At 62.9% G+C, this 25177-nt stretch carries 26 protein-coding genes; 17 read left to right on the top strand and 9 right to left on the bottom strand.

What is annotated here, in order from left to right; translation table 11 throughout:
• Window positions 1-149 precede the first annotated feature (149 nt).
• A complete protein-coding gene (locus LOKVESSMR4R_RS18740) occupies window positions 150-740 on the top strand; it encodes a hypothetical protein (protein WP_087212003.1) in 591 nt (196 codons plus the stop codon).
• A gap of 51 nt (window positions 741-791) precedes the next feature.
• Here LOKVESSMR4R_RS18740 and LOKVESSMR4R_RS18735 read toward each other — a convergent pair whose 3' ends face one another.
• On the bottom strand, window positions 792-1439 hold the full coding sequence (locus LOKVESSMR4R_RS18735) for a peroxiredoxin (RefSeq protein ID WP_087212001.1): 648 nt from the start codon (window positions 1437-1439) through the stop codon (window positions 792-794).
• A 123-nt stretch (window positions 1440-1562) separates the two neighbouring features.
• Here LOKVESSMR4R_RS18735 and LOKVESSMR4R_RS18730 point away from each other — a divergent pair, with 123 nt between their 5' ends.
• The 3 genes from LOKVESSMR4R_RS18730 to LOKVESSMR4R_RS18720 all read left to right on the top strand — a co-directional run bounded on the left by LOKVESSMR4R_RS18730 (window position 1563) and on the right by LOKVESSMR4R_RS18720 (window position 4625).
• Complete coding sequence (locus LOKVESSMR4R_RS18730; protein WP_087211998.1) at window positions 1563-3002, top strand: aldehyde dehydrogenase family protein; 1440 nt, start codon at window positions 1563-1565, stop codon at window positions 3000-3002.
• A 95-nt stretch (window positions 3003-3097) separates the two neighbouring features.
• Complete coding sequence (locus LOKVESSMR4R_RS18725) at window positions 3098-4027, top strand: VOC family protein (RefSeq protein WP_087211995.1); 930 nt, start codon at window positions 3098-3100, stop codon at window positions 4025-4027.
• Between the two features lies 1 nt (window position 4028).
• Window positions 4029-4625 carry an alpha/beta hydrolase gene (locus LOKVESSMR4R_RS18720; protein WP_087211991.1) on the top strand — a complete coding sequence of 199 codons (597 nt, stop codon included), beginning with the start codon at window positions 4029-4031 and terminating at the stop codon, window positions 4623-4625.
• Here LOKVESSMR4R_RS18720 and LOKVESSMR4R_RS18715 read toward each other — a convergent pair.
• A complete protein-coding gene (locus LOKVESSMR4R_RS18715) occupies window positions 4622-5266 on the bottom strand; it encodes a pseudouridine synthase (protein ID WP_087211986.1) in 645 nt (214 codons plus the stop codon). The genes LOKVESSMR4R_RS18720 and LOKVESSMR4R_RS18715 overlap by 4 nt on opposite strands.
• Window positions 5263-5916 (bottom strand): YggS family pyridoxal phosphate-dependent enzyme, encoded by a 654-nt coding sequence (locus LOKVESSMR4R_RS18710; protein WP_087211983.1) that lies wholly within the window; start codon window positions 5914-5916, stop codon window positions 5263-5265. The genes LOKVESSMR4R_RS18715 and LOKVESSMR4R_RS18710 overlap by 4 nt, the downstream gene beginning before the upstream one ends.
• 226 nt (window positions 5917-6142) lie before the next feature.
• Here LOKVESSMR4R_RS18710 and LOKVESSMR4R_RS18705 point away from each other — a divergent pair, with 226 nt between their 5' ends.
• From LOKVESSMR4R_RS18705 to holA, 4 genes are all read left to right on the top strand, one after another.
• Complete coding sequence (locus tag LOKVESSMR4R_RS18705; RefSeq protein ID WP_087211981.1) at window positions 6143-7321, top strand: porin; 1179 nt, start codon at window positions 6143-6145, stop codon at window positions 7319-7321.
• Between the two features lie 129 nt (window positions 7322-7450).
• Complete coding sequence (gene leuS, locus LOKVESSMR4R_RS18700) at window positions 7451-9982, top strand: leucine--tRNA ligase (RefSeq protein WP_087213605.1); 2532 nt, start codon at window positions 7451-7453, stop codon at window positions 9980-9982.
• Window positions 9972-10457 carry an LPS assembly lipoprotein LptE gene (gene lptE, locus LOKVESSMR4R_RS18695; protein WP_237331852.1) on the top strand — a complete coding sequence of 162 codons (486 nt, stop codon included), beginning with the start codon at window positions 9972-9974 and terminating at the stop codon, window positions 10455-10457. Before leuS ends, lptE begins: the two co-directional genes overlap by 11 nt.
• The gene (gene holA, locus LOKVESSMR4R_RS18690) at window positions 10454-11476 is read left to right on the top strand and encodes a DNA polymerase III subunit delta (RefSeq protein ID WP_087211978.1); all 1023 of its coding nucleotides are present in this window, start codon (window positions 10454-10456) and stop codon (window positions 11474-11476) included. Before lptE ends, holA begins: the two co-directional genes overlap by 4 nt.
• A gap of 61 nt (window positions 11477-11537) precedes the next feature.
• Here the strand turns inward: holA and LOKVESSMR4R_RS20340 are convergent, their stop codons facing one another.
• The gene (locus LOKVESSMR4R_RS20340; RefSeq protein WP_157898280.1) at window positions 11538-11741 is read right to left on the bottom strand and encodes a hypothetical protein; all 204 of its coding nucleotides are present in this window, start codon (window positions 11739-11741) and stop codon (window positions 11538-11540) included.
• 423 nt (window positions 11742-12164) lie between these two features.
• Between LOKVESSMR4R_RS20340 and LOKVESSMR4R_RS18685 the strand changes: the two genes are divergently transcribed.
• Window positions 12165-12746, top strand: coding sequence for a glutathione S-transferase family protein (locus LOKVESSMR4R_RS18685; RefSeq protein ID WP_087211976.1), 582 nt, complete (start codon window positions 12165-12167; stop codon window positions 12744-12746).
• On the opposite strand, the gene LOKVESSMR4R_RS18680 is transcribed toward LOKVESSMR4R_RS18685, so the two are convergent.
• From LOKVESSMR4R_RS18680 to LOKVESSMR4R_RS18670, 3 genes are read right to left on the bottom strand one after another with little or no spacing between them, the layout of a single operon-like run.
• Window positions 12728-13891, bottom strand: a complete 1164-nt coding sequence (locus LOKVESSMR4R_RS18680) for a TIGR03862 family flavoprotein (RefSeq protein WP_087211973.1) — start codon at window positions 13889-13891, stop codon at window positions 12728-12730. The two genes, LOKVESSMR4R_RS18685 and LOKVESSMR4R_RS18680, sit on opposite strands and share 19 nt — an antisense overlap.
• Complete coding sequence (locus LOKVESSMR4R_RS18675) at window positions 13888-14502, bottom strand: enoyl-CoA hydratase/isomerase family protein (protein WP_087211971.1); 615 nt, start codon at window positions 14500-14502, stop codon at window positions 13888-13890. Before LOKVESSMR4R_RS18675 ends, LOKVESSMR4R_RS18680 begins: the two co-directional genes overlap by 4 nt.
• Window positions 14499-15257, bottom strand: a complete 759-nt coding sequence (locus tag LOKVESSMR4R_RS18670; protein ID WP_087211969.1) for an SDR family oxidoreductase — start codon at window positions 15255-15257, stop codon at window positions 14499-14501. Before LOKVESSMR4R_RS18670 ends, LOKVESSMR4R_RS18675 begins: the two co-directional genes overlap by 4 nt.
• A 127-nt stretch (window positions 15258-15384) precedes the next feature.
• Between LOKVESSMR4R_RS18670 and LOKVESSMR4R_RS18665 the strand changes: the two genes are divergently transcribed.
• From LOKVESSMR4R_RS18665 to lpxK, 6 genes are all read left to right on the top strand, one after another.
• Window positions 15385-16887, top strand: coding sequence for a DUF2125 domain-containing protein (locus tag LOKVESSMR4R_RS18665; RefSeq protein WP_157898279.1), 1503 nt, complete (start codon window positions 15385-15387; stop codon window positions 16885-16887).
• Between the two features lie 123 nt (window positions 16888-17010).
• Window positions 17011-18357, top strand: coding sequence for a TldD/PmbA family protein (locus LOKVESSMR4R_RS18660; protein WP_087211963.1), 1347 nt, complete (start codon window positions 17011-17013; stop codon window positions 18355-18357).
• Window positions 18344-19135, top strand: coding sequence for an inositol monophosphatase family protein (locus tag LOKVESSMR4R_RS18655; RefSeq protein WP_087211959.1), 792 nt, complete (start codon window positions 18344-18346; stop codon window positions 19133-19135). Before LOKVESSMR4R_RS18660 ends, LOKVESSMR4R_RS18655 begins: the two co-directional genes overlap by 14 nt.
• 35 nt (window positions 19136-19170) lie before the next feature.
• A complete protein-coding gene (locus LOKVESSMR4R_RS18650; protein ID WP_087211956.1) occupies window positions 19171-19416 on the top strand; it encodes a DUF4170 domain-containing protein in 246 nt (81 codons plus the stop codon).
• Between the two features lie 22 nt (window positions 19417-19438).
• Window positions 19439-20635, top strand: coding sequence for a 3-deoxy-D-manno-octulosonic acid transferase (locus LOKVESSMR4R_RS18645; protein ID WP_087211953.1), 1197 nt, complete (start codon window positions 19439-19441; stop codon window positions 20633-20635).
• Complete coding sequence (gene lpxK, locus LOKVESSMR4R_RS18640) at window positions 20635-21621, top strand: tetraacyldisaccharide 4'-kinase (protein ID WP_087211950.1); 987 nt, start codon at window positions 20635-20637, stop codon at window positions 21619-21621. The genes LOKVESSMR4R_RS18645 and lpxK overlap by 1 nt, the downstream gene beginning before the upstream one ends.
• On the opposite strand, the gene LOKVESSMR4R_RS18635 is transcribed toward lpxK, so the two are convergent.
• Complete coding sequence (locus LOKVESSMR4R_RS18635; protein WP_087211947.1) at window positions 21618-22283, bottom strand: DsbA family protein; 666 nt, start codon at window positions 22281-22283, stop codon at window positions 21618-21620. The genes lpxK and LOKVESSMR4R_RS18635 overlap by 4 nt on opposite strands.
• A gap of 12 nt (window positions 22284-22295) precedes the next feature.
• Window positions 22296-22805 carry a DUF721 domain-containing protein gene (locus LOKVESSMR4R_RS18630; protein ID WP_087211944.1) on the bottom strand — a complete coding sequence of 170 codons (510 nt, stop codon included), beginning with the start codon at window positions 22803-22805 and terminating at the stop codon, window positions 22296-22298.
• A 51-nt stretch (window positions 22806-22856) separates the two neighbouring features.
• Here LOKVESSMR4R_RS18630 and mutY point away from each other — a divergent pair, with 51 nt between their 5' ends.
• On the top strand, window positions 22857-23924 hold the full coding sequence (gene mutY, locus LOKVESSMR4R_RS18625) for an A/G-specific adenine glycosylase (RefSeq protein ID WP_087211941.1): 1068 nt from the start codon (window positions 22857-22859) through the stop codon (window positions 23922-23924).
• A 58-nt stretch (window positions 23925-23982) separates the two neighbouring features.
• A complete protein-coding gene (locus tag LOKVESSMR4R_RS18620; RefSeq protein ID WP_087211939.1) occupies window positions 23983-25122 on the top strand; it encodes an alkane 1-monooxygenase in 1140 nt (379 codons plus the stop codon).
• Window positions 25123-25177 lie beyond the last annotated feature (55 nt).

The raw sequence follows: 25177 nt of genomic DNA, 5'->3' as shown, positions 1-25177 counted from the left end.
ACCCGGCCAATTGGTCGGGTGTTGTCTTTTTGGCACCAGCCGGACAAACCGCAGCGGCGCGGCGCGGCGCGCATCTGCTGATAAGGATTCCTTAGGGGTTTGCCGCCATCTTGGCGGGGCCAAATCGCACAACCCAGGGGGAATCACCGATGGCCTTTCGCAACCTGACCGCCTTGGCTCTTTGCGCCATGGCAATGCCCGCCGCCGCACAGGACAGGGGGGCGGTTTCGGCGGGTCTGGGCGTCACCAGTTTCGGCTATTCGCTGGAAGGCGGCTATCAGCTTCGCCCGACCCTTGGCCTGCGCGGCATGATCATGGGCGGGTTCAGCATCGATGATACATTCGATTATGAGGATACGGCCGTCACCGGCACCGCCGATCTGGCGGGCGGCGCTGTCCTTGCCGATTATTATCCGCTGGCGAATGGCTGGCGCATGTCGGGCGGCCTGTTCTTTTCCAACACCGATGTCACCGGCAGCTTTACCCAAGGGGCCGTCACCTATGATGGCAAGCTGGCCTTCGAAAAGGATGTCGCGCCCCTATTGACCACGGGGTTCCGGACCGGGTTTGGGTCTGGATGGGCCTTATCGGGCGATATCGGCGTGATCGTGTCGTCGTTGCAGGCATCCTCGGGCAATACCGATCCAACCGTGCAGACCGCCTTGTCCGACACCAACGTGGATCTGGCGGATGTGCCGGTCTTTCCCTTTGCGGGCATCGCCGTGGTCTATACCCATTAACCCGGCAAAGCAGGGGCAAGACCCCGACACAGCGCCGGGGTCTTGGATCGGTTACAGCTTGGTCGTGCGCAGATAGGGCAGGATCGTGGTGAATGCGCCGAACTTGGCCGTTGCATCGTCATTGCTGACGGTGGCGGGGATGATCACATCATCGCCGACGGTCCAATTGGCAGGCGTCGCCACGCCGCGGCCATTGGCGGTCTGCAAACCGTCAAGGGCGCGCAAAACCTCGGCGAAATTGCGCCCGACATTCATCGGATAGGTCATCGACAATTTCAGTTTCTTGTCAGGGCCGATGATGAACACCGCGCGCACTGTGGCGCTATCGGCGGGCGTGCGGCCTTCGGGCAGATAGGCGTCGGCGGGCAGCATGTCAAAAGCCTTGGCCACCACCAGATCCTCATCCGCGATGATCGGAAAACCGGCCTTGGCACCACCAAAGGTTTCGATATCGGCCTTCCATTTCTTGTGATCCTCGACGCCATCGACGCTGATGCCCATGACCTTGGTGCCGCGCTTGGCCCATTCATCGGCCAGCTGTGCCACGGCACCGAATTCGGTCGTGCAGACTGGCGTGAAATCCTTGGGATGCGAAAACAGGATCGCCCAGCTGTCGCCGATCCAATCATGCAGCGTGATCTGGCCCTGATCGGTGTCCACTGTCAGGTCGGGGATGGTGTCGTTGATGCGCAGGCCCATTGGGATGCTCCTTCATTTCATATTTACCATCCCTACATAGGGACGGACAGGCGCTTGTGCCACAGCCGCTTGCGCCGGAACGGGCCAGATGCCACACCTTTGCCAAAGTGCAGGAGAGAAACCATGATCGAGAAACGCAATTTCTATATCAATGGCGCATGGGTCGCCCCGGCCAAGCCGCATGACCATGATGTCATCGACCCCTCGACCGAAGATGTCTGCGCTGTGATTTCGCTGGGCGATCATGCCGATACCAATGCCGCCGTCGCCGCCGCCAGCGCCGCATTGCCCGCATGGTCCGCAACCGACCCCGCCAAACGCGCGGATTACGTCCGGGGCATTCTGGCCCAATATGAGGCCCGCGCCGAGGAAATGGCCCAGGCGATCAGCCTTGAAATGGGCGCGCCCATCGACATGTCCCGCGCCGATCAGGCCCCCTGCCTGCCGTGGCATCTGGAAAATTTCCTGACCGCGTTTGACCAGATCGAATGGATCAAACCGCTGGGTCCGCATGCGCCCAATGACCGGATCGCGCTGGAACCTATCGGCGTTGTCGGGCTGATCACCCCGTGGAACTGGCCGATGAACCAGGTCACGCTCAAGGTGATCCCGGCGCTGCTGGCTGGCTGCACCATCGTGCTGAAACCCTCCGAGGAATCGCCGCTGTCGTCGCTGTTGTTCGCGGAATTCGTGCATGATGCGGGCGTGCCTGCGGGTGTGTTCAACCTTGTGAACGGCGACGGCATGGGTGTGGGCAGCCAATTGTCCCGGCATGAGGATGTGGCGATGATCAGCTTCACCGGATCGACCCGCGCGGGCAAGGCGATCTCGCTTGCTGCGGCGGAAACGCTCAAGCGGGTGACGCTGGAACTGGGCGGCAAGGGCGCCAATGTGATCTTTGCCGATGCCGATGAAAAGGCCGTCAAACGCGGCGTGTTGCATTGCATGAACAATTCGGGCCAATCCTGCAACGCGCCAACGCGGATGCTGGTGGAACGGTCGATCTATGACCAGACCGTCGAAGCCGCCGCCGAAATCGCCAAGAGCATCAGCGTCGGCCCTGCGTCTGAACCCGGCCGCCATATCGGCCCCGTCGTCAACCGCCGTCAATGGGACCAGATCCAGACGATGATTCAGGTCGGCATCGACGAAGGTGCGCGGCTGGTCGCGGGCGGCCCCGGCCTGCCCGAAGGCATGAACCGTGGCTATTACGTCCGCCCCACCGTCTTTGCCGATGTGACCAACCAGATGCGCATCGCGCGCGAGGAAATCTTTGGCCCGGTCCTGTCGATCATCCCCTTTGATACCGAGCAAGAGGCGATTCAGATTGCCAATGACACCCCCTACGGCCTGACCAATTATGTCCAGTCGCAGGATGGCGCGCGCCGCAACCGGATGGCCCGCGCGCTCAAGGCCGGCATGATCGAGATGAACGGCAAGTCACGCGGGGCCGGCGCGCCCTTTGGCGGGATGAAGATGTCCGGCCGCGCCCGCGAAGGCGGCGTCTGGGGCATTGAGGAATTTCTCGAGGTCAAGGCGATCTCGGGCTGGGCCGCAGAATAAGCCATGTGCATGGGCGCACCAATCCGGTGCGCCCGCAGCTATTTAGTGCGTGGCGCTTTGGTCTATTTATCCGCCAACGGATAAGGAGACGAACCATGATCAAGCAAATCAAAGGGCTGCACCACGTCACGTCGCTGGCCAGTGGCGCGCGCGAAAACAATGCATTCTTTACCAATGTGCTGGGCCTGCGCCGCGTCAAGCAGACGGTCAATTTCGACGCGCCCGATGTCTATCACCTCTATTACGGCGACGAGACCGGCAGCGCGGGCACCGTCATGACCTATTTCCCCTTTCCCAATGCCGGGCGCGGACGCGCGGGCGCGGGTGAAGTCGGGCGCACATCCTTTGCCATCCCGCCCGGCACATCGCAGGCCTGGCTGGACCGGCTGGCCACGTTTGACACCGACGGTCTGGCGCAGGACAGCCGCTTTGGCGAAAAGCGCGTGTTGTTCAACGGCCCCGATGGCGACCAATTCGCGCTGGTGGAACGTGATGACACCCGCACCCCCTGGACCGGCAATGGCGTGGCCGAGGATATCGCGATCCGCGGGTTTCATTCCACCGACATGCGCCTGCGCGACGGCGATGCCAGCGCGGAATTGCTGCGCTTCATGGGCTATGAAAAGCTGGACAGCGAAAACAACGTCACCCGCTTTATCGTGCCCGGCGGCAATGACGCCAATGCCATCGACATCGAGGTGACGCCCTCTGCGCCGCGCGCGGCGGCAGGGGCCGGATCGGTCCATCACATCGCCTTTGCCGTGGATAACCGCGCGCGCCAGCTCGAGGTGCGTGAGGCGCTGCTTGACACCGGCTATCAGGTCACGCCGGTCATCGACCGCGATTATTTCTACGCGATCTATTTCCGCACGCCCGGCGGGGTGCTGTTCGAGGTGGCGACCAATGAACCCGGCTTTGCCCGTGACGAGGATACCGCCCATCTGGGTCAGGCGCTGAAACTGCCCAGCCAGCATGAACATCTGCGCATGCAATTGGAAAACCTGCTGGAACCGCTGGAAGGCTGACATGACCTATCACGCAAAACGCACCAAGGGGGCAGCGGGCGCAAAGCTGTTCCTGACCTTTCACGGCACCGGCGGAACCGAAGACCAGTTCCACGGATTTGCCGAACAGCTGATCCCGGGTGCGCATGTCACCTCGCCGCGCGGGGATGTGTCCGAACATGGGGCCGCGCGGTATTTCCGGCGCACCGCCGAAGGCGTCTATGACATGGATGATCTGGCTTTGCGCAGCCGCGCCATGGCGGATTTCATCACAGCCGAACAGCAGGCGGTCAAACCACCGCGCACCATCGGGCTGGGCTATTCGAACGGGGCCAATATCCTTGCCGCCGTGGCGATGCGGGACGCGGTGCTGGTGGATGACCTGATCCTGATGCATCCGCTGATCCCCTTCACCCCGGCCCCGCAACCGCGGCTGCGCGGGCGGCGCGTGCTGATCACCGCGGGCGAGAATGACCCGATCTGCCCCTCTGATCTGACCCAAGCGCTGGCGTCTTATCTGACGGCACAGGGGGCCGATGTGCAGCTGCATTGGCATCCAGGCGGCCATGGCATCGCGCAAAGCGAGGTGACGGCCGTGCAGAATTTCCTGACCGCCTAGAACGGACAGGGGGCGGTGATCCGCATCCCCTGCCCGCCATCAGGATGGCGGAATTGCAGCGTTTCGGAATGCAGCATCAGGCGCGGATAATCGCGCGCAGGCCCCGTCGCATAGAACGGATCGCCCAAGATCGGATGGCCCAGCGCCAGCATATGCACCCGCAGCTGGTGCGACCGGCCGGTTTTCGGCATCAGCCGCAGGCGGGTTTCACCGTCACCGACCCGCACCACGCGCCAATCGGTTACGGCGGCGCGGCCGTTTTCATGATCCACCATCTGCAAGGGGCGGTTCGGCCAATCCACGATCAGCGGCAGATCGACGGTGCCGGTCTTGTCGGCGATTTCACCCCAGACCCGGGCGACATAGGTTTTCTTGGTCTGGCGATTCTCGAATTGCAGGCCCAGATGGCGCTGCGCATGGGGGGTCAGCGCAAAGATCATCACGCCGGATGTGTCGCGATCCAAACGATGCACCAGCAAAGCATCGGGAAACACCCGCTGGACCCGCGTGATCAGGCAATCGGCCAGATCCGGCCCCTTGCCCGGCACCGACAACAGGCCGCTGGGTTTATCGACCAGCAGCACCTGATGATCATGGTGCAGAACGACCAGAGCGTCTTGGGGCGGGGTGTAATCGCTCACCCCGCTGTCCGTTCCCCAAAGATCGCAGCCCCGATGCGCACATGGGTCGCACCCAGCGCGATGGCGCTTTCGAAATCGCCGCTCATGCCCATGGACAGGCCGGACAAGCCGCTGCGCGCGGCCATTTTGGCCAGCAAGGCGAAATGCAGCGACGGTTCTTCATCAACAGGCGGGATACACATCAGCCCGACCACCGGCAGGTCCAGCCCCCGCGCCTCGGCCAGGAAAGCATCGACATCGGCGGGCAGCACACCCGCCTTTTGCGGTTCCTCGCCGGTGTTGACCTGCACGAACAGATCCGGGCATGCGCCGCGTTCCTGCGCCAGCCGCGCCAGCACCTGCGCCAGCTTGGGCCGGTCGAGCGTGTGGATCGCCTGCGCCAGTTCTACCGCCTGACGCGCCTTGTTGGTCTGCAACGGGCCGATCAGATGCAGCGCGATCCCGTCATAGGTTTCGCGGAACCGGGGCCATTTGCCCGCCGCTTCCTGCACCTTGTTTTCGCCAAAGACTCGGTGACCCTGGTCCAGCACGGCGGCGACACGGGCATCCGGCTGGACCTTGGACACGGCGATCAGCGTGACATCTTGCACGGCGCGACCCGCGCGGGCGCAGGCGGCGGCGATACGGTCCTGAATATCTGCCAAGGGCATGGAACGTCCTTCAAACATGGGGCACAAGGGTGTTCTGGCCCAGATAGCGCCCTTTGGCACGGCTGTCATGGGTGCAAAAGATTGTGTGGCCTTGATGCATCATTTGTCAGCAAGACTCCTGAAACCAGCCACTTTAACTTGAGTGTCAGGGGCGTTGGGCGCAATTAGTCGGCAATGCTGGAATATCTGGCATTCTTGGGAATGCAAAACACGAGGGAATTATCCAATGAAAAGCATCCTTCTTACAACAACTGCACTGGTCGCCTTTGCTGGCGCTGCAGCTGCTGATGGACACACCGGCGTAAGCTTCTCCGGCGACTTCACACTGGGCTTCAACGATGACGGCGATCTGGCCACCGGTTTCACCGGCACATCGATCGGCGACAACGACGGCTTCTACTGGGAAGGCGACCTGAACGTTGCCGGCACCATGGCGCTGGACAATGGCGTGACCGCTGGTGCGTCGTTCGAGTTCGACATCGTTGACGAAACCAACGGTCAGTCCGTTTCTTCCGACGTCGTTGTGCTGTCGCTGACAACCGAAAATGCTGGCCTGTACCTGGGTGACACATCCTTTGCTGCTGAAACACAGTGGTCGGCTGCTGGCGACATGGAAGCTGACGGCTTCTCCGAAGCTGACGGCGAAAACGTTCTGCGCGGCGACCTGACCTATGGCGGCATCGACATGTCCTTGTCGGTTACGCTGAGCGATGCTGGTGGCGATCGTGTTTCCGTCGCAACAACCGAAGAATATGACCAAGTGTCGTTCGGTGCTTCCGGCGATCTGGGTGCGTTCAGCTTCGCTGTTGCATACCAGGAAGAAGCCATTGGCACGACTGGTGCTTACGACGCTGCGACCGAAAACGGTGATTTCAGCAACAGCGAAATCTACGGTCTGTCGGTTGGCACAACTGTAGCCGGTGCAACTGTCCGTCTGGCCTATGCGTCGAACGAAACAGCTGACGAAAACTCGACCGGTATCCAGGTTTCCTACCCATTCGGCCCAGTGACTGCCACAGTCTACTATGTGTCCGAAGATGACGGCGGTAGCGAAGACAACTACGGTGCAACCGTTGCTTATGCAGACGGCCCACTCTCTGTTGCTCTGGACTACGATTATGACCAAGGCGTGAACAAAGTCGGTCTCGACGGCGCATACGACCTGGGCAACGGCCTGACACTGCTGGCCGGTATGTACGACCAGTCTGATGACACCGGTACGACTGCTGGTGTGTCGAACTCTGGCACAGACTTCTACGTCGCAGGCGTATATGATCTGGGCGGTGGCGCAGAACTGCTGATCTCCTATGCTGACGCAGAGACCGGTGGCGCAATCGACGACGACGAAGTTGGTGGTCCTGACTACCAGGTCGGCACAACTGTTGAACTGTCGTTCTCGTTCTAATCAGAACCCTCGACATTCCTAAGCGAGAGCGGCCTTTCGGGGCCGCTCTTTGCGTTTGCGGGTATAGCCATCGCCGCCGTGCCGGATTATGACGGTCGCAACGCCCGTGCCCGTGTGAAAGACCTTGAAATGACTTCTTACTCTCCCGCTGCAATCGAACCGAAATGGCAAGACATCTGGGCCGAGGGCCAGATCTTTGCCGCCCATCGCAGCGCGGACAAACCCAAATATTATGTGCTGGAAATGTTCCCCTATCCGTCGGGGCGTATCCATATCGGCCATGTGCGCAATTACACGATGGGCGATGTGATCGCGCGCTATAAGCTGGCGACGGGCCATAACGTGCTGCATCCGATGGGCTGGGATGCGTTCGGGATGCCCGCCGAAAACGCGGCGATGGCCTCGGGCGGGCACCCCAAGGACTGGACCTATCAGAACATCGCCGACATGCGCGCGCAGATGAAACCCTTGGGCCTGTCCATCGACTGGACCCGCGAATTCGCCACCTGCGATCCCGAATATTACGGCCAGCAGCAGGCCCTGTTCATCGACTTTCTGTCCAAGGGCCTGATCTATCGCAAAAAGGCCGTGGTGAACTGGGACCCGGTCGATATGACCGTGCTGGCCAATGAACAGGTGATCGACGGCAAGGGCTGGCGGTCCGGTGCCGATGTTGAACGCCGCGAGTTGGTGCAATGGTTCTTCAAGATTTCCGATTATTCCGAGGAATTGCTGTCAGCCATCGACGGGCTGGACAATTGGCCCGCCAAGGTCAAGCTGATGCAGGCCAATTGGATCGGCAAATCGCGCGGCTTGCAATTCAGCTTTACCCGCACCGACGGCGGCCAGATCGAGGTCTATACCACCCGCCCCGACACTTTGCTGGGCGCGTCCTTTGTCGGCATCTCGCCCGACCACCCGCTGGCCAAGGAATTGGAAGCCAAGGATGCAAAGCTCGCCGCCTTCTGCGCCGAATGCCGCAAGGGTGGCACCACGGCCGAGGCTATCGAAAAGGCCGAAAAGCTGGGCTATGACACCGGCCTGACCGTGAAACACCCGATGGCGGGCCAGCCCGAACTGCCGGTCTATATCGCGAATTTCATCTTGATGGATTACGGCACCGGCGCGATCTTTGGTTGCCCCGCCCATGACCAGCGCGATTTCGATTTCGCCACGAAATACGGTTTGCCGATCATCGCGACCTTTTTGCCCGGTGCCGATGCGCCGCATGATCTGGCCACCGCCTATGTGCCGCCCAAGACCGAAAAGGTGTTCTATACCAAGGGTTTCGCGGGTGATACATGGCAGACCGGCGAACAGGCCGTCGATGCCGCCATCGCCTATTGCGAGGCCAATGGCATCGGCCAAGGTGTCACCAAGTTCCGCCTGCGCGACTGGGGCCTGTCGCGCCAGCGCTATTGGGGCTGTCCCATCCCCATCGTGCATTGCGACGACTGCGGTGCCGTGCCCGAAAAGAAAGAAAACCTGCCCATCGAGCTGCCCTATGACGTCACCTTTGACGTGCCCGGCAATCCTTTGGACCGCCATCCGACATGGCGCAATTGTGCCTGCCCCGCCTGCGGCAAGCCTGCGCTGCGCGAAACCGATACGATGGATACTTTCGTCGATTCCTCGTGGTATTTCGCCCGTTTCACCGCCCCCGATGCGCCGACGCCGACCGATCTGGACGATGCGGCCTATTGGATGAACGTCGATCAATATATCGGCGGCATTGAACATGCGATCCTGCATCTGCTCTACAGCCGCTTCTTTGCCCGCGCGATGCAGATCACCGGCCATCTGCCCGAGACCGCGATTGAACCCTTCAACGCGCTATTCACCCAAGGCATGGTGACGCATGAAATCTATATGACCCGCGATGATGCGGGCCGCCCCGTTTACCATTTCCCCCAAGATGTGAAGAACGGCCAATTGGCCGATGGCACCCCGGTCGAGGTGATCCCCTCGGCCAAGATGTCGAAATCCAAGAAAAACGTCGTCGATCCCGATGATATCCTTGCGCAATATGGTGCCGATACCGCGCGCTGGTTCGTGCTGTCCGACAGCCCGCCCGAACGCGACGTGGAATGGACAGCATCGGGCGCGGATGCGACCTATAAACACCTTGCCCGCGTTTACCGGATCGCCTCTGAAATCGCGGCGGCCCCCGATGCAACCGGCACCGGCGATGATGATCTGCTGCGCGCGATGCATCGCTGCATCCATGATGTGACGATGGGGCTGGAAACCTTCGGCTTTAACGCGGCGATTGCGAAACTTTATGCCTTTACCAATGTCTTGGGCAAATCCAATGCCTCTGCCGCCACCAAGCGGCAGGCGGCGCTGGTGCTGGCGCAGCTGATGTCGCCGATGACCCCACATCTGGCCGAGGAAATCTGGGTCAGCCTTGGCGGTGCATGCCTGATCACCACGGCCCCCTGGCCTGTGGCCGATCCCGCGATGCTGGTATCCGATACCGTCACCCTGCCGGTGCAGATCAACGGCAAGCGCCGGACAGAGATTGTCGTCCCCGCCGATGCCAGCAAGCAAGCGGTGGAAACCGCCGTGCTGGCGCTGGATGTGGTGCAAAAGGCGCTGGATGGCGCTAATGTCAAGAAACTGATCGTGGTGCCCGGACGGATTGTGAACATTGTCATCTAGGACCCTCTCTCGCCGCCTATATCTGCTGGGGCTCTTGGCGCTCGGCGGGTGTGGGTTCGCGCCGGTCTATGGCGAGGATAATGTCCTGCGCGGCCAGATCACCTTTGAGACACGCGACACCGTGCCGGGGTTCCGGCTGCGTGAAAGGCTGGAACAGCGGCTGGGGGTGACGGAAGTGCCGGCCTATGTGCTGCGCGCCCAGATCACCGACCGGCGGCGCAGTCTTGCGATCACGACATCGGGGGATAACCAGCGTTTCAACGTGCTCGGCACCGTCACATGGGTCTTGACCCATGCCACGACGGGCGAAACACTGGCCAGTGGCCGCCACGAGACCTTTACCAGCTATGCCGCCACCGGATCGACGACAGCGACCCAAGCCGCCGAAACGGACGCGACCGCGCGGCTATCCGTGGCCTTGGCCGATATGATCGTCAGCCGCCTGTTGCTGCTGGCGCCGGGCCTGCCGCGATGAAACTGGCAGGCGATGCTGCCGCAGGATATCTGCGCAAACCCGATCCGGCCCATGCGGGCCTGCTGATCTTTGGCGCCGATCCGATGCGCGTGGCGGCCAAGCGCCAACAGGCGATCGCCGCCCTGATCGGCCCGCAGGGCGAAGAGGAAATGCGCCTGACCCGCATCAATGCCGCCGATCTGCGCAAGGATGCGGCCCTGCTGGATGATGCGATCAAGGCGCAGGGGTTTTTCCCCGGTCACCGCGTCGCCTTTGTCGAGGATGCGACCGACACCCTGTCCAAACTGATCGAGGCCGCACTGGCCGATTGGCGGCAGGGTGATGCGCAGCTGGTGGTGACCGCAGGCCAGCTGACCGCCAAATCCACCCTGCGCAAAGCCTTCGAGACCCACCGCAACGCCATGGCCATCGGCATCTATGATGACCCGCCCAGCATGTCCGATATCGCGCGCGCCTTGTCGGATGCCGGGCTGGACCAGCCGGGGCGCGACGTGATGGATGCGCTCTTCGCGCTGGCCAATACGCTGGAACCGGGCGATTTCCGGCAGACGGTGGATAAGGTCGGCCTTTATAAACAGGGCGATGCCACGCCGCTGACCATCGCTGATATCATGGCCAATGCGCCGCAATCGGCCGAGGTTGATGTCGATGATGTGCTGGATGTGGTCACCGCCGGGCAGGTCGATCAGCTGGGACCGGTGCTGCGCGGGTTATATGCGCAAGGGGTCACGCCCGTGACGCTGTGCATCGGGGCGATGCGGCATTTCCGGCGGCTGCATGTCGTGGCCTCTGATCCGGGCGGTGCCAGTTCCGGGGTCGCGCGGTTGCGCCCGCCCGTCTTTGGCCCGCGCCGCGACAAGATCGCGCGCCAGGTCACCCATTGGGGCCGCGACCGTCTGGAAAAGGCGCTGACCGCGCTGACCGATACCGATTTGCAACTGCGATCCGCCAGCACCGCGCCGCAGGCGGCGCTAATGGAACGCACGCTGATCCGCCTTGCGATGATGGCCCGGCGCTAACGCAAAAGGCAGACCCGAAGGTCTGCCTTTCCTGACCCGACCCTATGGTCGCGCGCAAAGATCAATCAGACGCCGCTGCGATCAGCAAAGCAGCCAGAACGCCGACAACGACGAAAGCAGGGTTGACGGACGAACCGGCAGGTGCTGGCTCTGTCATCACGACAACGGGGGCTTCCATCGTGGCTGGGGCAAGGCTGCCTGCATTGGCAGCAACGGCGGAAACGGCGATGACTGCGGATGCAGCAAGTGTAGTTGTAAGGCGCATATCGGTACTCCCATTAATGCAAGCGTGGTATGCCACGGCGTGACGATCCACATATCTGTATTAAATCAGGCTGTTCTCAAAAAACCAAGTCTCTGTCCCGCTGGCACGAATGGCCGGATTGCGCAGGGACCGGATCGGGGAAAGCCGCGCGCACGCAGGGGATGATCCGCCCGCTGGCAGCACGCCAATAAACATTGGTCATTCCCGCCCTTGATTGGCCGGCTTTGCCGCGTTTGGGGCCAGTTGATCGGTCTGATCGCGCCGATTTGTCGGATTTGCCCGGGCCAAACAGATGCCCAATTGCAACAGTTGACCTCAAACGCCAGCGGCGCAGGCGGCGCGCATAGATCCCGTCGCATTGGCAAATGGCCTTGCAAAGCACAGCAGAACGCCGCCTTATGCCGTCAAAGAGGGGGAGCCAGCATGTATCAGATCATCGGTCCGAAAAAATCGCGCGCCTTGCGGGTACTTTGGGCGCTCGAAGAATTGGGCGCGCCTTATACCCATCTGCCCGACATGCCGGGGTCGGATGCGGTCAGGGCGCTGAATCCCTCTGGCAAGGTGCCGGTTCTGGTCACCGAGGATGAGGCCCTGACGGATTCCACCGCGATCATGACCTATCTGGCCGACCGGCACGGGGCGCTGATCCCCGCCCCCGGCACGATTGCCCGCGCGCATCATGACGCGCTGATGCATATGGTGCTGGATGAAATGGACGCGATCCTGTGGATGGCGGCAAAGCATAGTTTCATCCTGCCAGAAACCCAGCGCCTGCCCGCGATCAAGGACAGTTTGCGCTGGGAATGGGCGCGCAGTCTTGACCGTCTGGCCCCGCGTATCGCGGGCGATTGCCTGATGGGGGATGATTTCACGATTGCGGATATCCTGTGCGCGCATTGCCTGAATTGGGGTGCGGGGATCAAATTCGACATCAGCCCCGCGCCGGTGCAGGCCTATCAGCAGCGCATGCGCGACCGCCCCGCGTTTCAGCGGCTTTTGGCGTAATCCGCAGCGGCCAATCCCGCCCGGCGCCCGGTCGCCATGCAGGCGCTGATCAGGTAGCCACCGGTCGGGGCCTCCCAATCCAGCATCTCACCGGCGCAAAAGACGCCGGGGCGCTGTTGCAGCATCAAATCATCGCTCAGCGCATCCAGCCGGACACCGCCCGCCGTGGAAATCGCCTCGTCCAGCGGGCGCGGGCCTGCGTGCCGGATGGGCAGCGCCTTGATCAGCGGGGCCAGATCATCGGGATAGGGCAAGCCGAATTCCGCCAGCAGCGCAAGGCGGACGGGGTCCAGCCGCAGCACTTTGCGCAGGTGGTTGGTCATGCTGGCCTTGCCGCGCGGTTTCGCCAATGCGCTGCGCAACTGCGCCAAGGTCCAGTCGGGCAACAGGTCCATGACCAGCGGCGCGCCATCGCGGATCGCGCGCGATAGCGCATAGATGCCACCGCCTTCGATCCCGCGCGCTGAAATGATGCATTCGCCCCGCGTCGTGGCCGCCCCTGCCGACATCGCCACCGCCTTGACCGGCGCGCCAAGGTGGCGCGTCATATGCGCCGACCAATCCACGACGAACCCCATATTCGCAGGCGCAAAGGGCGCGGTGATATCGGGCAGATACTGCTGCCAAGCGCCATCCGACCCCAGCCGCGCCCAGCTGCCGCCGCCCAGTGCCAGCACCACCGCCTTGGCCCCGATCACCTGCGCGCCTTGGGGCGTGTCGAACAGCAGAGCATCGCCCCGCCAGCCATTCCAGCGCCAGCGGGTCTGCACTGTCACACCCGCCGCCCCCAGCCGTGCCAGCCATGCGCGCAACAAGGGCGAGGCTTTCATCGCCACGGGAAAGACCCGCCCCGTTGATCCGGTGAACAAAGGCTGGTCCAGTTCTTCGGCCCAGCGCATCACATCCTGCGGGCCAAAATCGGCCAGAATGGCGCGCAGATTGGCGGGCAAAGGGCCGAAAGCGGCCAGATAGCGGGCCATATCCTCGTTCTTGGTCAGGTTCAGCCCGGATTTGCCCGCCATCAGAAACTTGCGCCCGACAGAGGGCATCGCGTCGATAAGTGTCACCCGCTGGCCTTGTGCCGCGGCCATTTCTGCGGCCATCAGACCGGCAGGGCCTGCGCCGATCACGATCAGCTGGGTCATGCGGGGGCGATCATCCGCTTGATCGCGGCGACATGGGCGGGGGCTGCGGCACAGACATCCACCCCCAGATCGCGGGCGGTCTGCAACAGCGCCTCATCCGGCACAATCAGGTCGATCAGGCCCCAGTCAAGCGCCGTCTGCGCCGCGATCTTTTGCCCGGCCATCAGGATCATCTTGGCGCGCGCAGGCCCGATCAGCCGCGCCATCCGCGCGGGATCGGATGGCTGCGGCAGGAAGCCCAGTTTCATGACAGGATAGAAAAACCGGGTCTGCGCCACGGCGATCCGCAGATCGCAGGCCAGCACCATGCCCAGCGCACCGCCCGCCGCCGTGCCGTTCAGCGCGGCGATGGTCAGGCCTTGGCAGGCGGCAATGGCCCCTGACAGACGTTCCCAGACCGGATCGGTGGCAAGCCCCGCGCGGGCAGCGTCCAGATCGGCCCCGGCGCTGAACACGCGGCCCGTGCCGGTCAGGATCAGCAGTTTTGCATCGCGCGCGTCCTCGGCAATATCGGCCAGCTCGCCCAGCATCGCGGCGGTCAGCGCACCTGCCTTGTCGGGCCGGTCGATGGTGACGACAAGGCTGTCGCCGTCCCGGTCCAGACGGATCATGTCAGACCAACCATCTTGCGGATTTCAGGCTCGCGCAGGCTGATATCCTGGCCCAGATAGGGGTCGGCCTCGGGCAGACACATCCAGACCAGCGCCTTTGCGGGCCATTCGGGCGGGATATGCACCGACCAATCCAGCTGGCTGACCGGGCTGATGCCGGATTCCTTGATGTCGCGCTGCATTTGCGTCGCAACGGTGCCGGGCGACAGACCCATGATCCGCAACCCTTTGGCCCGGCATTCCAGATCGGCGGTGCGGGTCAGCATGTAGGCACCGGCCTTGGAGGCACAATAAGCGGTCCAGCCATGCACCGGATTATGCGCCGCCCCGGACGAGATATTCAGGATCGTGCCATGCCCCTGCGCGATCATGCCCGGCACAACCGCGCGCATCCCATACATGACGCCCTTGAGGTTGATATCCACCGCGCGCGCCCATGCATCGGGATCAATATCCGCGAAAGAGCCCATCGGATCGACGACCCCGGCATTATTGATCAACACATCCAGCCCGCCGAATGCATGGGCCGTGGCGGCAACGGCTTGCTCGACCTCGCCATAGCGCGACACGTCGCAAGGGATGGCCAGCGCCTTTTCACCGATCTCGCCCGCAATCTGGGCGATATCATCCATGCTGCGCGCAATCAGAGAGACATTTGCGCCACATTCGGCAAATTCCCGCGCAGCCGCCGCGCCAATACCCCGGCTGGCCCCCGTGATCAGCACGGTTTTTCCCATCATATCGAACTTTTTCACATCAATCTCTTTCGGTCTGGCCTGCGGATGGGTAACTGTTTGACAGATGCTATCCTGCCTTGGCCCCTGTTGGAAGACGTGGACCCGAAAGGCAGACCCAGAACTGACCAGAACAGAAGGGAACCAGATGACCTATAGAACGACTTTGCGTGGTGCTGTCTGTCTGGCGGCAGTCTTGACCGGAAACGCCGCTTTTGCCGAAGTGACCGCCCAGCAAGTCTGGGACGATTGGAAGACGCAGCTGTCCATCTACGGCCCCAATAGCCTGTCTGTCGGGTCAGAGGATATGCTGGGCGACCGGCTTATGGTGCGTGACATCGCGCTGACCATGATCGAGGACGAGCTGACAATCCTTGCCACGCTGGGCGATGTCACCTTTGTCGAACAGGATGACGGCAGTGTCAGCGTGACGATGCAAGACAGCTTTCCCATCGTGCTGACAAATCGCCAAGGCATGGCGGCCACCGTTCTGGTGACCCAGTCGGGTCTGGAAATGACCGTCAGCGGCACAAGGGATGCGATGAATTATGCCGTCAGCGCGGATCGCTACAAGGTGGCGCTGGACCGGGTCGTCGATGGTGATTTCACCTTTACCGGCGATCTGAGCATGACCGGCAACAACCTGACAGGCAGCTATACCACCCGTCTGGGCGCGATGCGCGACCTGACCTATGCAGGGGCCTTCGAATCGGTCGATCTGCTGGTGGATGTGCAAATCCCCGATGCGGCGGGCGAATACATCACCATGGGCGGCAAGATCAACGGTCTGACCATGCAGGCCGCATTGGCGATGCCGCTGGATGGCGTCATGTTTGATGACAATAACCAGATCGCGGAGGGCAGCTCTATTTCTGCCGGCTATACTGTGGATGGCGGCGAATATGTGTTCGACATCAATGCAGAGGGCGATCAGATGGCCGGGTCGATCAGCGCCGGTGCGGGCATGCTGGCCACGCAGATCAGTGCAGATAGCCTTGCCTATGCGGGTCGCACGACCGATATCATGGCCAGGATCGTATCGGCCGCAGCACCCTTCCCGATCGAGATCGGCCTCTCTGCCTATGGGTTCACCCTCGAGATGCCCGTCGCGGCCACGAAAACCGCACAGCCCTTTGCCTTTGGCATCGAACTGGCGGATCTGACCGTCAGCGACATGATCTGGTCATTATTCGATCCCTCCAACGTGCTGCCGCGCGATCCGGCGACGATCAAGATCGGCCTTGCCGGTCTGGCCCGGCCGCTCTTTGACATGATGGACCCCGCGCAGGAACAGGCGATGATGAACAGCGACATGCCGTTCGAATTGTCCGAGGTCACGCTGACCGATCTTGATATCTCGGCCGCAGGTGCCAGCGTCACCGGCGAGGGTGCCTTTACCTTCGACAACAGCGATATGGTCAGCTTTGCGCCGCTGCCCCGCCCCGAAGGCGAGGTCAGCATCCAGATCAGCGGGCTGAACGGCTTGCTGGACAAACTGGTGGCGATGGGCCTGATGTCGGCCGAAGAAATGATGGCACCGCGCATGATGATGGGCATGTTCGCGCGGTCCACCGGCAATGACCAATTGGAAACCCGCCTGCAAGTCACCGGCGATGGTCAGGTGCTGGCCAATGGGCAGCGCATCCGCTGATCCGGTTCAATCCAAGCCAAGCCAAGGGCGCGTCGCTTTGTCGGCGCGCCCTTGGCATGTCATGGCGCGGCCTTGCAGCATCGCTGCCCGCGCACTAGGTCTCGGTCAAGCAAAGGAAGCGCCATGACACAATCCCTGTCCGACCTGACCCACCAATTGATCGAGATCGCCCGCAAGGCCGGGGCCGATGCCGCCGATACCATCGCGGTAGATGGCACATCTTTGTCGATTGATGTGCGGGGCGGCGTGTTGGAACACGCCGAACGGTCCGAAGGGATCGACATCGGCCTGCGGGTGCTGATCGGCAAGCGGCAGGCCTGCGTGTCATCATCCGACACCAAGCCCGACACCTTGCGCCAGATGGCCGAACGCGCCGTGGCCATGGCGATGGAAGCCCCCGAAGACCCGCATGCCGGTCTTGCCGATCCCGCACAATTGGCCCGCGAAACGGACAATAAAGCACTGGATATGCATGACCCCGCCGCGGAACCCGATCCTGCCATGTTGCAGGACCAAGCCGCCCGTGCCGAGGCGGCGGCGCTGCGCAATACCGGTATTTCTCAGGTGCAATCGGCCTCTGCGGGATATTCCCGCCGCCGCGTGCATCTGGCGGCGACCAATGGCTTTTCGGCAGGCTATACCCGCACCGATAACGGCCTCTCCTGTGTGGCGATCAGCGGAACGGGCACCGCGATGGAACGGGACTACGACTATGACAACCGCGTGTTTCGCACCGACCTGCGCGATGCCGATGCGATTGGCACCCGCGCGGCAGAACGCGCCGTGGAACGCAGTGGCGCGCGCCGTCCCAAAACGGGCGCCTATCCGGTGCTGTTTGACGAACGCATCGCCAGCGCACTGATCGGCCATCTGTTGCAGGCCACCAACGGGGCCGCCATCGCGCGCGGGTCCAGCTGGCTGCGCGACGCGCTGGGCGCGCAAGTCTTGCCCAAGGGGCTGTCGGTGATCGAAGACCCGCACCGCGCGCGGGTGTCGGGATCGCGGCTTTATGATGCCGAAGGCCTGCCCACCGCGCGCCGCGCCATCGTGGATGACGGGGTGCTGACGGGCTGGACGCTGGATCTTGCGACAGCGCGCAAGCTGGGGCTGGACAGCACCGGCAATGCGGCACGGTCCACCGGTGCGCCACCCTCGCCCAGCCTGACCAATATCACCATGACCCAAGGCAGCGCATCGCGCGATGACCTGATCGCGCAGATGGGGACGGGGCTGCTGGTCACGTCGATGATCGGATCGACGATCAACCCCAATACGGGCGATTATTCGCGCGGGGCGGCGGGGTTCTGGGTGGAAAACGGGGCCATCGCCTATCCGGTCAACGAATGCACCGTCGCGGGCAATCTGCGCGACATGCTGCTGACGCTGATCCCCGCCAATGACGCGCAATTGCATCTGTCGCGCGCGGTTCCGTCGCTTTTGGTCGAAGGGCTGACCCTTGCCGGAGAGTGACCTCGCCCTTCTGGTTGCCGCCGCGCGCAAGGCGGGGGCCATCGCGACAGGATATTTCGGCCAATCGCCGCAGGTGACCGATAAACCGGGTGGTGCCGGCCCGGTGACAGAGGCCGATCTGGCCGTTGACCTGATGCTGGCGGATTTCCTGCGCGACAAGCGCCCCGATTATGGCTGGCTGTCCGAGGAATCGCAGGACGGCCCCGCGCGCCTGTCCACGACACGCCAATTCGTGATCGACCCGATCGACGGCACGCGGGCCTTTATCGCGGGGGCCAAGGATTGGTCCCATTCGCTTGCCATCGTGGAAAACGGTGCCGTTGTCGCCGCGGCCGTCTATCTGCCGCTGCATGACCTTATGTTCACCGCCACGCGGGGCGCGGGCGCGCGCCTGAACGAAGCGCCGATCACCGTCAGCCGCGCGGCGCTGGATGCGGCCACGGTCTTGGCATCAAAGCCGAATTTCCTGCCTGCCTTGTGGAAAGGCGCGACGCTGCCACCGTTCAAACAGGCGTTCCGGTCGTCGCTGGCCTATCGGCTGTGTCTTGTGGCGCAGGGCCGGTTCGACGCGATGCTGACCCTGCGCCCCAGCTGGGAATGGGACATCGCCGCCGGTGCGCTGATCGTGGCCGAGGCGCGCGGCATCGTGACCGACCCGCAGGGAATGCCGCTGGTGTTCAACAATGCGCATCCGCAGGTGCCCGGTGTCATCGCGGCCGGGGATGATTTGCACGCCGATATCGCAGCGCGGCTTGAGCCTGCGGCCCCGACCCATTAGGGTCGGCACAGACCAAGCAACCCGAGGATTTCCCGATGACACAGCGCCTGCACCTTGTTTTTGGTGGTGAACTGGTCGATCCGACCAAGAATGCGTTCAAGGACGTCGCAGCGATTGATATCGTGGGGATGTTCCCGAATTACCAAACCGCCTATAATGCGTGGAAAGCGGCGGCACAGCGCACCGTGGACAATGCGCATATGCGCTATTTCATCGCCCATATCCACCGCCTGCGGGACGAGGAAACCCCCGCCTCTGCGACAGAGGAACTGGGCGACTGATATCGGGGCAAGGGGCAGGATCATGGCGCGATCCCTGAAAATCGCGGCCTATATGGCGGGGCTTGGGCGCAGCACCCCCGCCGCGTCACCGACATTCTATCCCGACCGGCCGGATGGCGCGATCATCTGGGCGCGGTGCAGCCGGCCCGAACAGCTGACCGCGATTGAAACGCTGCAACGCAAGCTGGCAGATGATGCCGATGCGGTCCAGATCATCGCCACCGTTTCCGACTGGGACCCCGCATTGGCCGAACGCGCCCTGCCGGAACCCAAGGGCAAAGAGATGATCCGCGCCTTTCTGGCGCATTGGCGTCCGATGCTGGTGATCTGGGTGCGCGGCGATCTGGATCTGGTCTTGCTGGACGCGATCCGCTCTGCCCGCGTGCCCAGCATCCTTGTTGATGCTTCGGGTGACGGGATCGACCATATCGCGGGTGGCTGGGTGCCGGGCGCGATCCGGTCCTTGCTATCTGGCTTTGACACGGTGCTGGCGGTCGATTCCGGCTCTGCCGAAAAGCTGATCGGCGCGGGCACCCCGCAGGCGCGCATCGTCGTCACCGGGCTGATGGAGGATTGCAGCCCCGTGCTGCCCTGCAACGAGACCGAGCGCCGCGACCTGTCCGCCGCCATCGGGACGCGGCCCGTCTGGCTGGCGGCGGCGGCGCGCGCGAATGATTGCACAGCACTGCGCCGCGCCCATCTAGAGGCCGGACGCCGCGCGCATCGCCTGCTGCTGATCATCACCCCCGATACGCCCGATTGCGGATCGAATCTGGCCAAAGAGATGCGCCAGTTCGGCTTTCACGTCACGCTGCAGTCGGAAAGTCCCGCCCCATCCGAACCGACGCAGGTCTTTATCGTCGATACGGACCCCGATCTGGGGCTGTGGTACAGGATCGCGCCGGTCACCTATCTTGGTGGCACGCTTTATGGTGGCGGCTGCCGTGATCCGTTTGAACCTGCCGCACTTGGGTCTGCGGTGCTTTGCGGGCCGCATGTCGCCCCCTATCAGCACCATGCCGCGCGGCTGAACGCCGCTGCCGCCGCAAAGCTGATCGCCTCTGCCGATGCGCTTGGCCCCACGGTCGAGACATTGCTGGCCCCCGACAAGGCCGCGCGGATGGCCCATGCAGCATGGGATGTCACCTCGCGCGGGGCGGATGTGACCAACCAGATCGTGGCGCTGATCCGTCAACGGCTCGAAGACAGGGTGGCCTGATGCGCGCGCCCCATTTCTGGTTCACCGCGCCGCAACACCCCGCTTTGGCCGCGCGGCTGCTGGCGCCGCTGGGTTGGCTTTATGCGGCGGCAACGGCCCGGCGTCTGCGCCGGCCTGCGCGACTGCGCGCGGCTGTGCCGGTCATCTGCATCGGCAATCTGAACGCCGGCGGCACCGGCAAGACGCCCACGACCATCGCGCTGATCGACCGGCTGCGCGCGCGGGGGCACAATCCGCATGTGGTGTCGCGCGGCTATGGCGGGACGCTGACAGGGCCGGTGCAGGTGCATGAACGCCAGCACAAGGCGGATCAGACCGGCGATGAACCTTTGTTGCTGGCAGCTTTCGCGCCGACCTGGGTCGCGCGCGACCGTGCGGCTGGTGTTGCGGCGGCACAGGCGGCGGGGGCGGATGTGATCCTGCTGGATGACGGGTTCCAGAACCCCGATGTGGCCAAGGATCTGTCCATCATCGTTGTCGATGCCCTGCGCGGTTTCGGCAATGGCCGCGCGATCCCCGCTGGCCCTTTGCGCGAAACCGTCGCGCGCGGGCTGGCGCGGGCGGATCTTCTGTTATCCATCGGCCCGCCCGAGGCGCAGGACAGCTTTGCCGCTGACTGGCCCCTGGCGCTGCCGCATCTGGTGGGCCATCTGGCCCCGCTGCCCACGGGCATGCCATGGCGCGACCTGCGCTTGCTGGCCTTTGCAGGGATCGGGCATCCGGAAAAGTTTTTCCGCACCCTGCGCGACATGGGCGCCGATGTCGTCCGCGCCGAAGCGCTGGCCGATCACCAGCCGCTGACGCCCGCGCTGATCAAGCGTTTGCAGATCGAGGCGCAGGCCCAGCGCGCGCAGCTGGTCACAACGGAAAAAGACGCCGTGCGCTTGCCCGACGCCTTTCGGATGCAGGTGCTGACCCTGCCGGTCCGGCTGCATCTGACGGATTGGACCGCGCTGGATGCCGCCTTTGACCGGCTGGGGCTTTAGCCGATCCGCGCGTCCAGGATTTCTGCGAATTCCGGATAGGCCATATTGCTGTAAAGCCGCCCGTCGATCACAAAGCTCGGGGTTGAATTGATCCCATCCGCTGCGGCATTTTCCTGGAACCAGGTATAAAGCGCCTCGGCCTTGGGACCATCCGACAGCGCAGCGTCAAGCGCCGCATCATCCAGACCCGCCACCTTGGCCAGACGGCGCAGCTGATCGACGATCACGACAGGATCGCCGCCCGCCAGCCATGCGCGCTGTTGTTCGTAAAGCATCCCGGTAAAGGAAAAGAAGAAATCAGCATTGTTCTGGCTGCGCGCGATCATCGATGCCCAAAGGCCGGGGCGGTCGAAATAAACCTCGCGATAGACAAAGCGGATCTTGTCCGTGTCGATGTAATTGGCCTTGATCTGCTGGAACTGGTCGGCATGGAAGGTCGCGCAATGCGGGCAGGTATAAGAGGCATATTCGATCACCTCGACCGCGGCATCGGGATTGCCCAGCACCATTTCCATGACCTCGGGCAAGGCCCCATCAGCGGCTTGCGCATTGGCGGCACCGGGCAACAGGCCGGTGACCGGATCGGGACGGCCAACGAACCAGCCGGCACCGGCGATCAATGCGGCACCTCCACCGGCGGCCAAAAGCGTTCTGCGTTTCATATCTACCTCTGTTCAGTTCTTCTGTTTCGCAAGGACATGGCCGCCCAATCTGGCCAAGGCGGCCCGTAAATCATCGCTGTCTATTTTCTCAGATAGGGCGGTGGCTTTGCAAATCACGTCTGCGCTGGGTTGCGTTACACGTTTGGGCGCGGGCGTAAAAGCGACGCGCCCTTCGGCAAAGCCAGTGGGCGCTGTCTGCGTGATCCGCACCCGCGCGATGGCGCGGTAGCCATAACAGGCGTTCACCTTGTCGCGGATCTGGTCCTTTTGCATCTCCAGCATCGGGGCCTGCGCGCCCGTGGTCAGCAAGGTCAGAGTCGCCCCCATCCCGCCGCGCCCATAGCTGATATTGACGGGTGTCGCGATCTGGGCGGTGCTCTCGCCCACAACCTCGGCCCAATGGGTCAAAAGGCGGGTCACGGCAAAACCGCGCTTTTCGCTGGCGCTGCGGATGCGGGTCTGCATCAGCGCGGCCGCGCGCGAAAAACCATAGGTCGTGCCATTGGGGCGTGGCTGTTTCATGGCTTTGCATTACCTTATGTCTGCACCTGCGCCAAGCCTGCGCTGCCGCATATGGGGGAAACCGCCTTGGACGATCTCAGCTCTGCCTTGCTGGACTGGTACGACAGCCATGCCCGCGTCATGCCATGGCGTGTGCCGCCTGCCGACCGCAAGGCAGGCGTGGCCCCCGACCCCTATGCCATCTGGCTGTCCGAGGTGATGCTGCAACAAACCACCGTCGCCGCCGTGCGCGATTATCATCGCAAATTCACCACGCTTTGGCCCAATGTGCGCGATCTGGCAGCGGCCGATGATGCCGCTGTCATGGCCGCTTGGGCCGGGCTTGGCTATTATGCGCGCGCGCGCAACCTGCTGAAATGCGCGCGGGTCGTGGTGGCGGATCATGGCGGCGCCTTTCCGCGCGATCATGCAACCTTGCTGACCCTGCCCGGCATCGGCCCCTATACCGCAGCGGCGATTGCGGCCATCGCCTTTGACGCGCCCGAAACCGTGGTTGATGGCAATGTGGAACGGGTCATGGCGCGGATGTTCGACATCCACACGCCCTTGCCTGCCGCGAAACCGGACCTGACCGCCCGCGCCCGCGCGCTGACACCCCAGCAGCGTCCGGGCGATTACGCGCAGGGAGTGATGGATCTTGGCGCCACGATCTGCACGCCGCGCAACCCGGCCTGCGGCATATGCCCGTGGCGCGCCGGCTGTGCCGCACGGATCGCAGGCAGTGCCGCCGATCTGCCGCGCAAGACGCCCAAGAAAAAGACCCCCACGCGGCATGGGATCGCCTATGTCGCGCGGCGCGCTGATGGCGCGATGCTGCTGGAAACGCGGCCCGAAAGCGGGCTTTTGGGCGGGATGCTGGGTTGGCCTTGCAGCGATTGGGCGGATGATCCCGCGCCTGCGCCGCCCCTTGCTGCCGATTGGACGGCGCTGGACGCCCAAGCGCGCCACACATTCACCCATTTCCACCTGCATCTGCGGATCATGCTGGCCCATGTCCCGCTGGACGCGCAGCCCGAGCGTGGGCATTTCATCGCAAGGCCGGATTTCAGCCCCGCAGCGCTGCCCACGGCGATGCGCAAAGTTTACGATTTGGTTGCCGATCTGGTGCAGAATGATTGAGAGCGGGCAGCTTTGCCGCTAATATCACACAACCGGACCACGAAAGGATCATCTGCCAATGACGCCCGGCGCTGCGCCTGATACGGGGCCAATCCCTTCGGCTTTGCCCTTTTGGTTGTCGCTGGTGCTGATCCCGCTTGCCTTCTTTGTGGCCACGCAGGGTGGCTGGACGCTGCTGCTGTTGCCGCTGACAACATGGTGGCTGTTTTCCGGGCTTGATTACGTTGTGGGGCTGGACAAGGCGAACCCCGATCCCGCCACACCCGAAAAGGCGCTGTTCTGGCACAGGCTGATCACGCTTTTATGGACGCCGCTGCAATTGATCACGATCTTGGGCGTGCTGCATTACGTCGTGACAACAGACCATCTGACGCGGGTCGAGCAATGGGCGCTATTCGCGGGGCTGGGTATCCTGTCGGGGACTATCGGGATCACCTATGCGCATGAATTGATGCATCAAAAACCGAAAGCGGAACGCTGGCTGGCGGATATCCTGCTGGCTTCGGTGTTTTATTCGCATTTCCGGTCCGAACATCTGCTGGTGCATCACCGCTATGTGGCCACGCCGCGCGATCCGGTCACCGCGCGCTATGGCGAAAGTTTCTACCGCTTCTTTCCACGCGTGCTGTGGCAATGCTTTGTCTCGGCGCTGCGGGCGGAAAAGGCGATGCTGGCGCGCAAGGGCTTGGGCGCGACGCATAGGTCAAACCCGTTCTGGCGGTATCTGGCGTTGCAGGCTCTGTTTCTGGGGCTTGCCGCCATGATCGGCGGGCTTTGGGGTATCTTCTTGTTCATGACACAGGCGTTCTGGGCGGTGTTCCAGCTGGAGCTGGTGAATTACGTCGAACATTACGGACTGACGCGCAAACATCTGGGCGATGGCAAATACGAACATGTCAAACCGCGCCATTCGTGGAACGCCTCGCAGCGCGCGTCGAACTGGCTGCTGATCAACCTGCAACGCCATTCCGACCATCATTACAAACCCGACCGGCGGTTCCCCCTGCTGCAAACCTATGCCGAGGATGAGGCCCCGCAACTGCCCCATGGCTATCCGGTGATGACGATCATGGCGCTGGTGCCGCCGCTGTGGCGCAAGACCATGCATCCGCGGGTCAGGCAATGGCGCGCCGCCTTCTATCCCGAGATCCGGAATTGGCGCCCCTATAAAGACGCAGGCAATCCGATGCCGCGCTAGGGCTTGCCCGGGAACAAAGACGCCGCGCCGCTGTTGGCCAAACATATCAATGTCC

The sequence above is a fragment of the Yoonia vestfoldensis genome, from assembly GCF_002158905.1.
In the GTDB taxonomy this organism is placed as follows: Bacteria; Pseudomonadota; Alphaproteobacteria; order Rhodobacterales; family Rhodobacteraceae; genus Yoonia; species Yoonia vestfoldensis_B.
This window is presented reverse-complemented; position numbering and strand designations above follow the sequence as displayed.

What these genes read in the sequence shown, in the direction of transcription:
- LOKVESSMR4R_RS18740 (WP_087212003.1), top strand. Translation starts at nt 150, where the DNA reads ATGGCCTTTCGCAACCTGACCGCCTTGGCTCTTTGCGCCATGGCAATG.
- LOKVESSMR4R_RS18735 (WP_087212001.1), bottom strand. Translation starts at nt 1,439, where the DNA reads ATGGGCCTGCGCATCAACGACACCATCCCCGACCTGACAGTGGACACC.
- LOKVESSMR4R_RS18730 (WP_087211998.1), top strand. Translation starts at nt 1,563, where the DNA reads ATGATCGAGAAACGCAATTTCTATATCAATGGCGCATGGGTCGCCCCG.
- LOKVESSMR4R_RS18725 (WP_087211995.1), top strand. Translation starts at nt 3,098, where the DNA reads ATGATCAAGCAAATCAAAGGGCTGCACCACGTCACGTCGCTGGCCAGT.
- LOKVESSMR4R_RS18720 (WP_087211991.1), top strand. Translation starts at nt 4,029, where the DNA reads ATGACCTATCACGCAAAACGCACCAAGGGGGCAGCGGGCGCAAAGCTG.
- LOKVESSMR4R_RS18710 (WP_087211983.1), bottom strand. Translation starts at nt 5,916, where the DNA reads ATGCCCTTGGCAGATATTCAGGACCGTATCGCCGCCGCCTGCGCCCGC.
- LOKVESSMR4R_RS18705 (WP_087211981.1), top strand. Translation starts at nt 6,143, where the DNA reads ATGAAAAGCATCCTTCTTACAACAACTGCACTGGTCGCCTTTGCTGGC.
- leuS (WP_087213605.1), top strand. Translation starts at nt 7,451, where the DNA reads ATGACTTCTTACTCTCCCGCTGCAATCGAACCGAAATGGCAAGACATC.
- holA (WP_087211978.1), top strand. Translation starts at nt 10,454, where the DNA reads ATGAAACTGGCAGGCGATGCTGCCGCAGGATATCTGCGCAAACCCGAT.
- LOKVESSMR4R_RS20340 (WP_157898280.1), bottom strand. Translation starts at nt 11,741, where the DNA reads ATGCGCCTTACAACTACACTTGCTGCATCCGCAGTCATCGCCGTTTCC.
- LOKVESSMR4R_RS18685 (WP_087211976.1), top strand. Translation starts at nt 12,165, where the DNA reads ATGTATCAGATCATCGGTCCGAAAAAATCGCGCGCCTTGCGGGTACTT.
- LOKVESSMR4R_RS18680 (WP_087211973.1), bottom strand. Translation starts at nt 13,891, where the DNA reads ATGACCCAGCTGATCGTGATCGGCGCAGGCCCTGCCGGTCTGATGGCC.
- LOKVESSMR4R_RS18675 (WP_087211971.1), bottom strand. Translation starts at nt 14,502, where the DNA reads ATGATCCGTCTGGACCGGGACGGCGACAGCCTTGTCGTCACCATCGAC.
- LOKVESSMR4R_RS18665 (WP_157898279.1), top strand. Translation starts at nt 15,385, where the DNA reads ATGACCTATAGAACGACTTTGCGTGGTGCTGTCTGTCTGGCGGCAGTC.
- LOKVESSMR4R_RS18660 (WP_087211963.1), top strand. Translation starts at nt 17,011, where the DNA reads ATGACACAATCCCTGTCCGACCTGACCCACCAATTGATCGAGATCGCC.
- LOKVESSMR4R_RS18650 (WP_087211956.1), top strand. Translation starts at nt 19,171, where the DNA reads ATGACACAGCGCCTGCACCTTGTTTTTGGTGGTGAACTGGTCGATCCG.
- LOKVESSMR4R_RS18645 (WP_087211953.1), top strand. Translation starts at nt 19,439, where the DNA reads ATGGCGCGATCCCTGAAAATCGCGGCCTATATGGCGGGGCTTGGGCGC.
- lpxK (WP_087211950.1), top strand. Translation starts at nt 20,635, where the DNA reads ATGCGCGCGCCCCATTTCTGGTTCACCGCGCCGCAACACCCCGCTTTG.
- LOKVESSMR4R_RS18635 (WP_087211947.1), bottom strand. Translation starts at nt 22,283, where the DNA reads ATGAAACGCAGAACGCTTTTGGCCGCCGGTGGAGGTGCCGCATTGATC.
- LOKVESSMR4R_RS18630 (WP_087211944.1), bottom strand. Translation starts at nt 22,805, where the DNA reads ATGAAACAGCCACGCCCCAATGGCACGACCTATGGTTTTTCGCGCGCG.
- mutY (WP_087211941.1), top strand. Translation starts at nt 22,857, where the DNA reads ATGGGGGAAACCGCCTTGGACGATCTCAGCTCTGCCTTGCTGGACTGG.
- LOKVESSMR4R_RS18620 (WP_087211939.1), top strand. Translation starts at nt 23,983, where the DNA reads ATGACGCCCGGCGCTGCGCCTGATACGGGGCCAATCCCTTCGGCTTTG.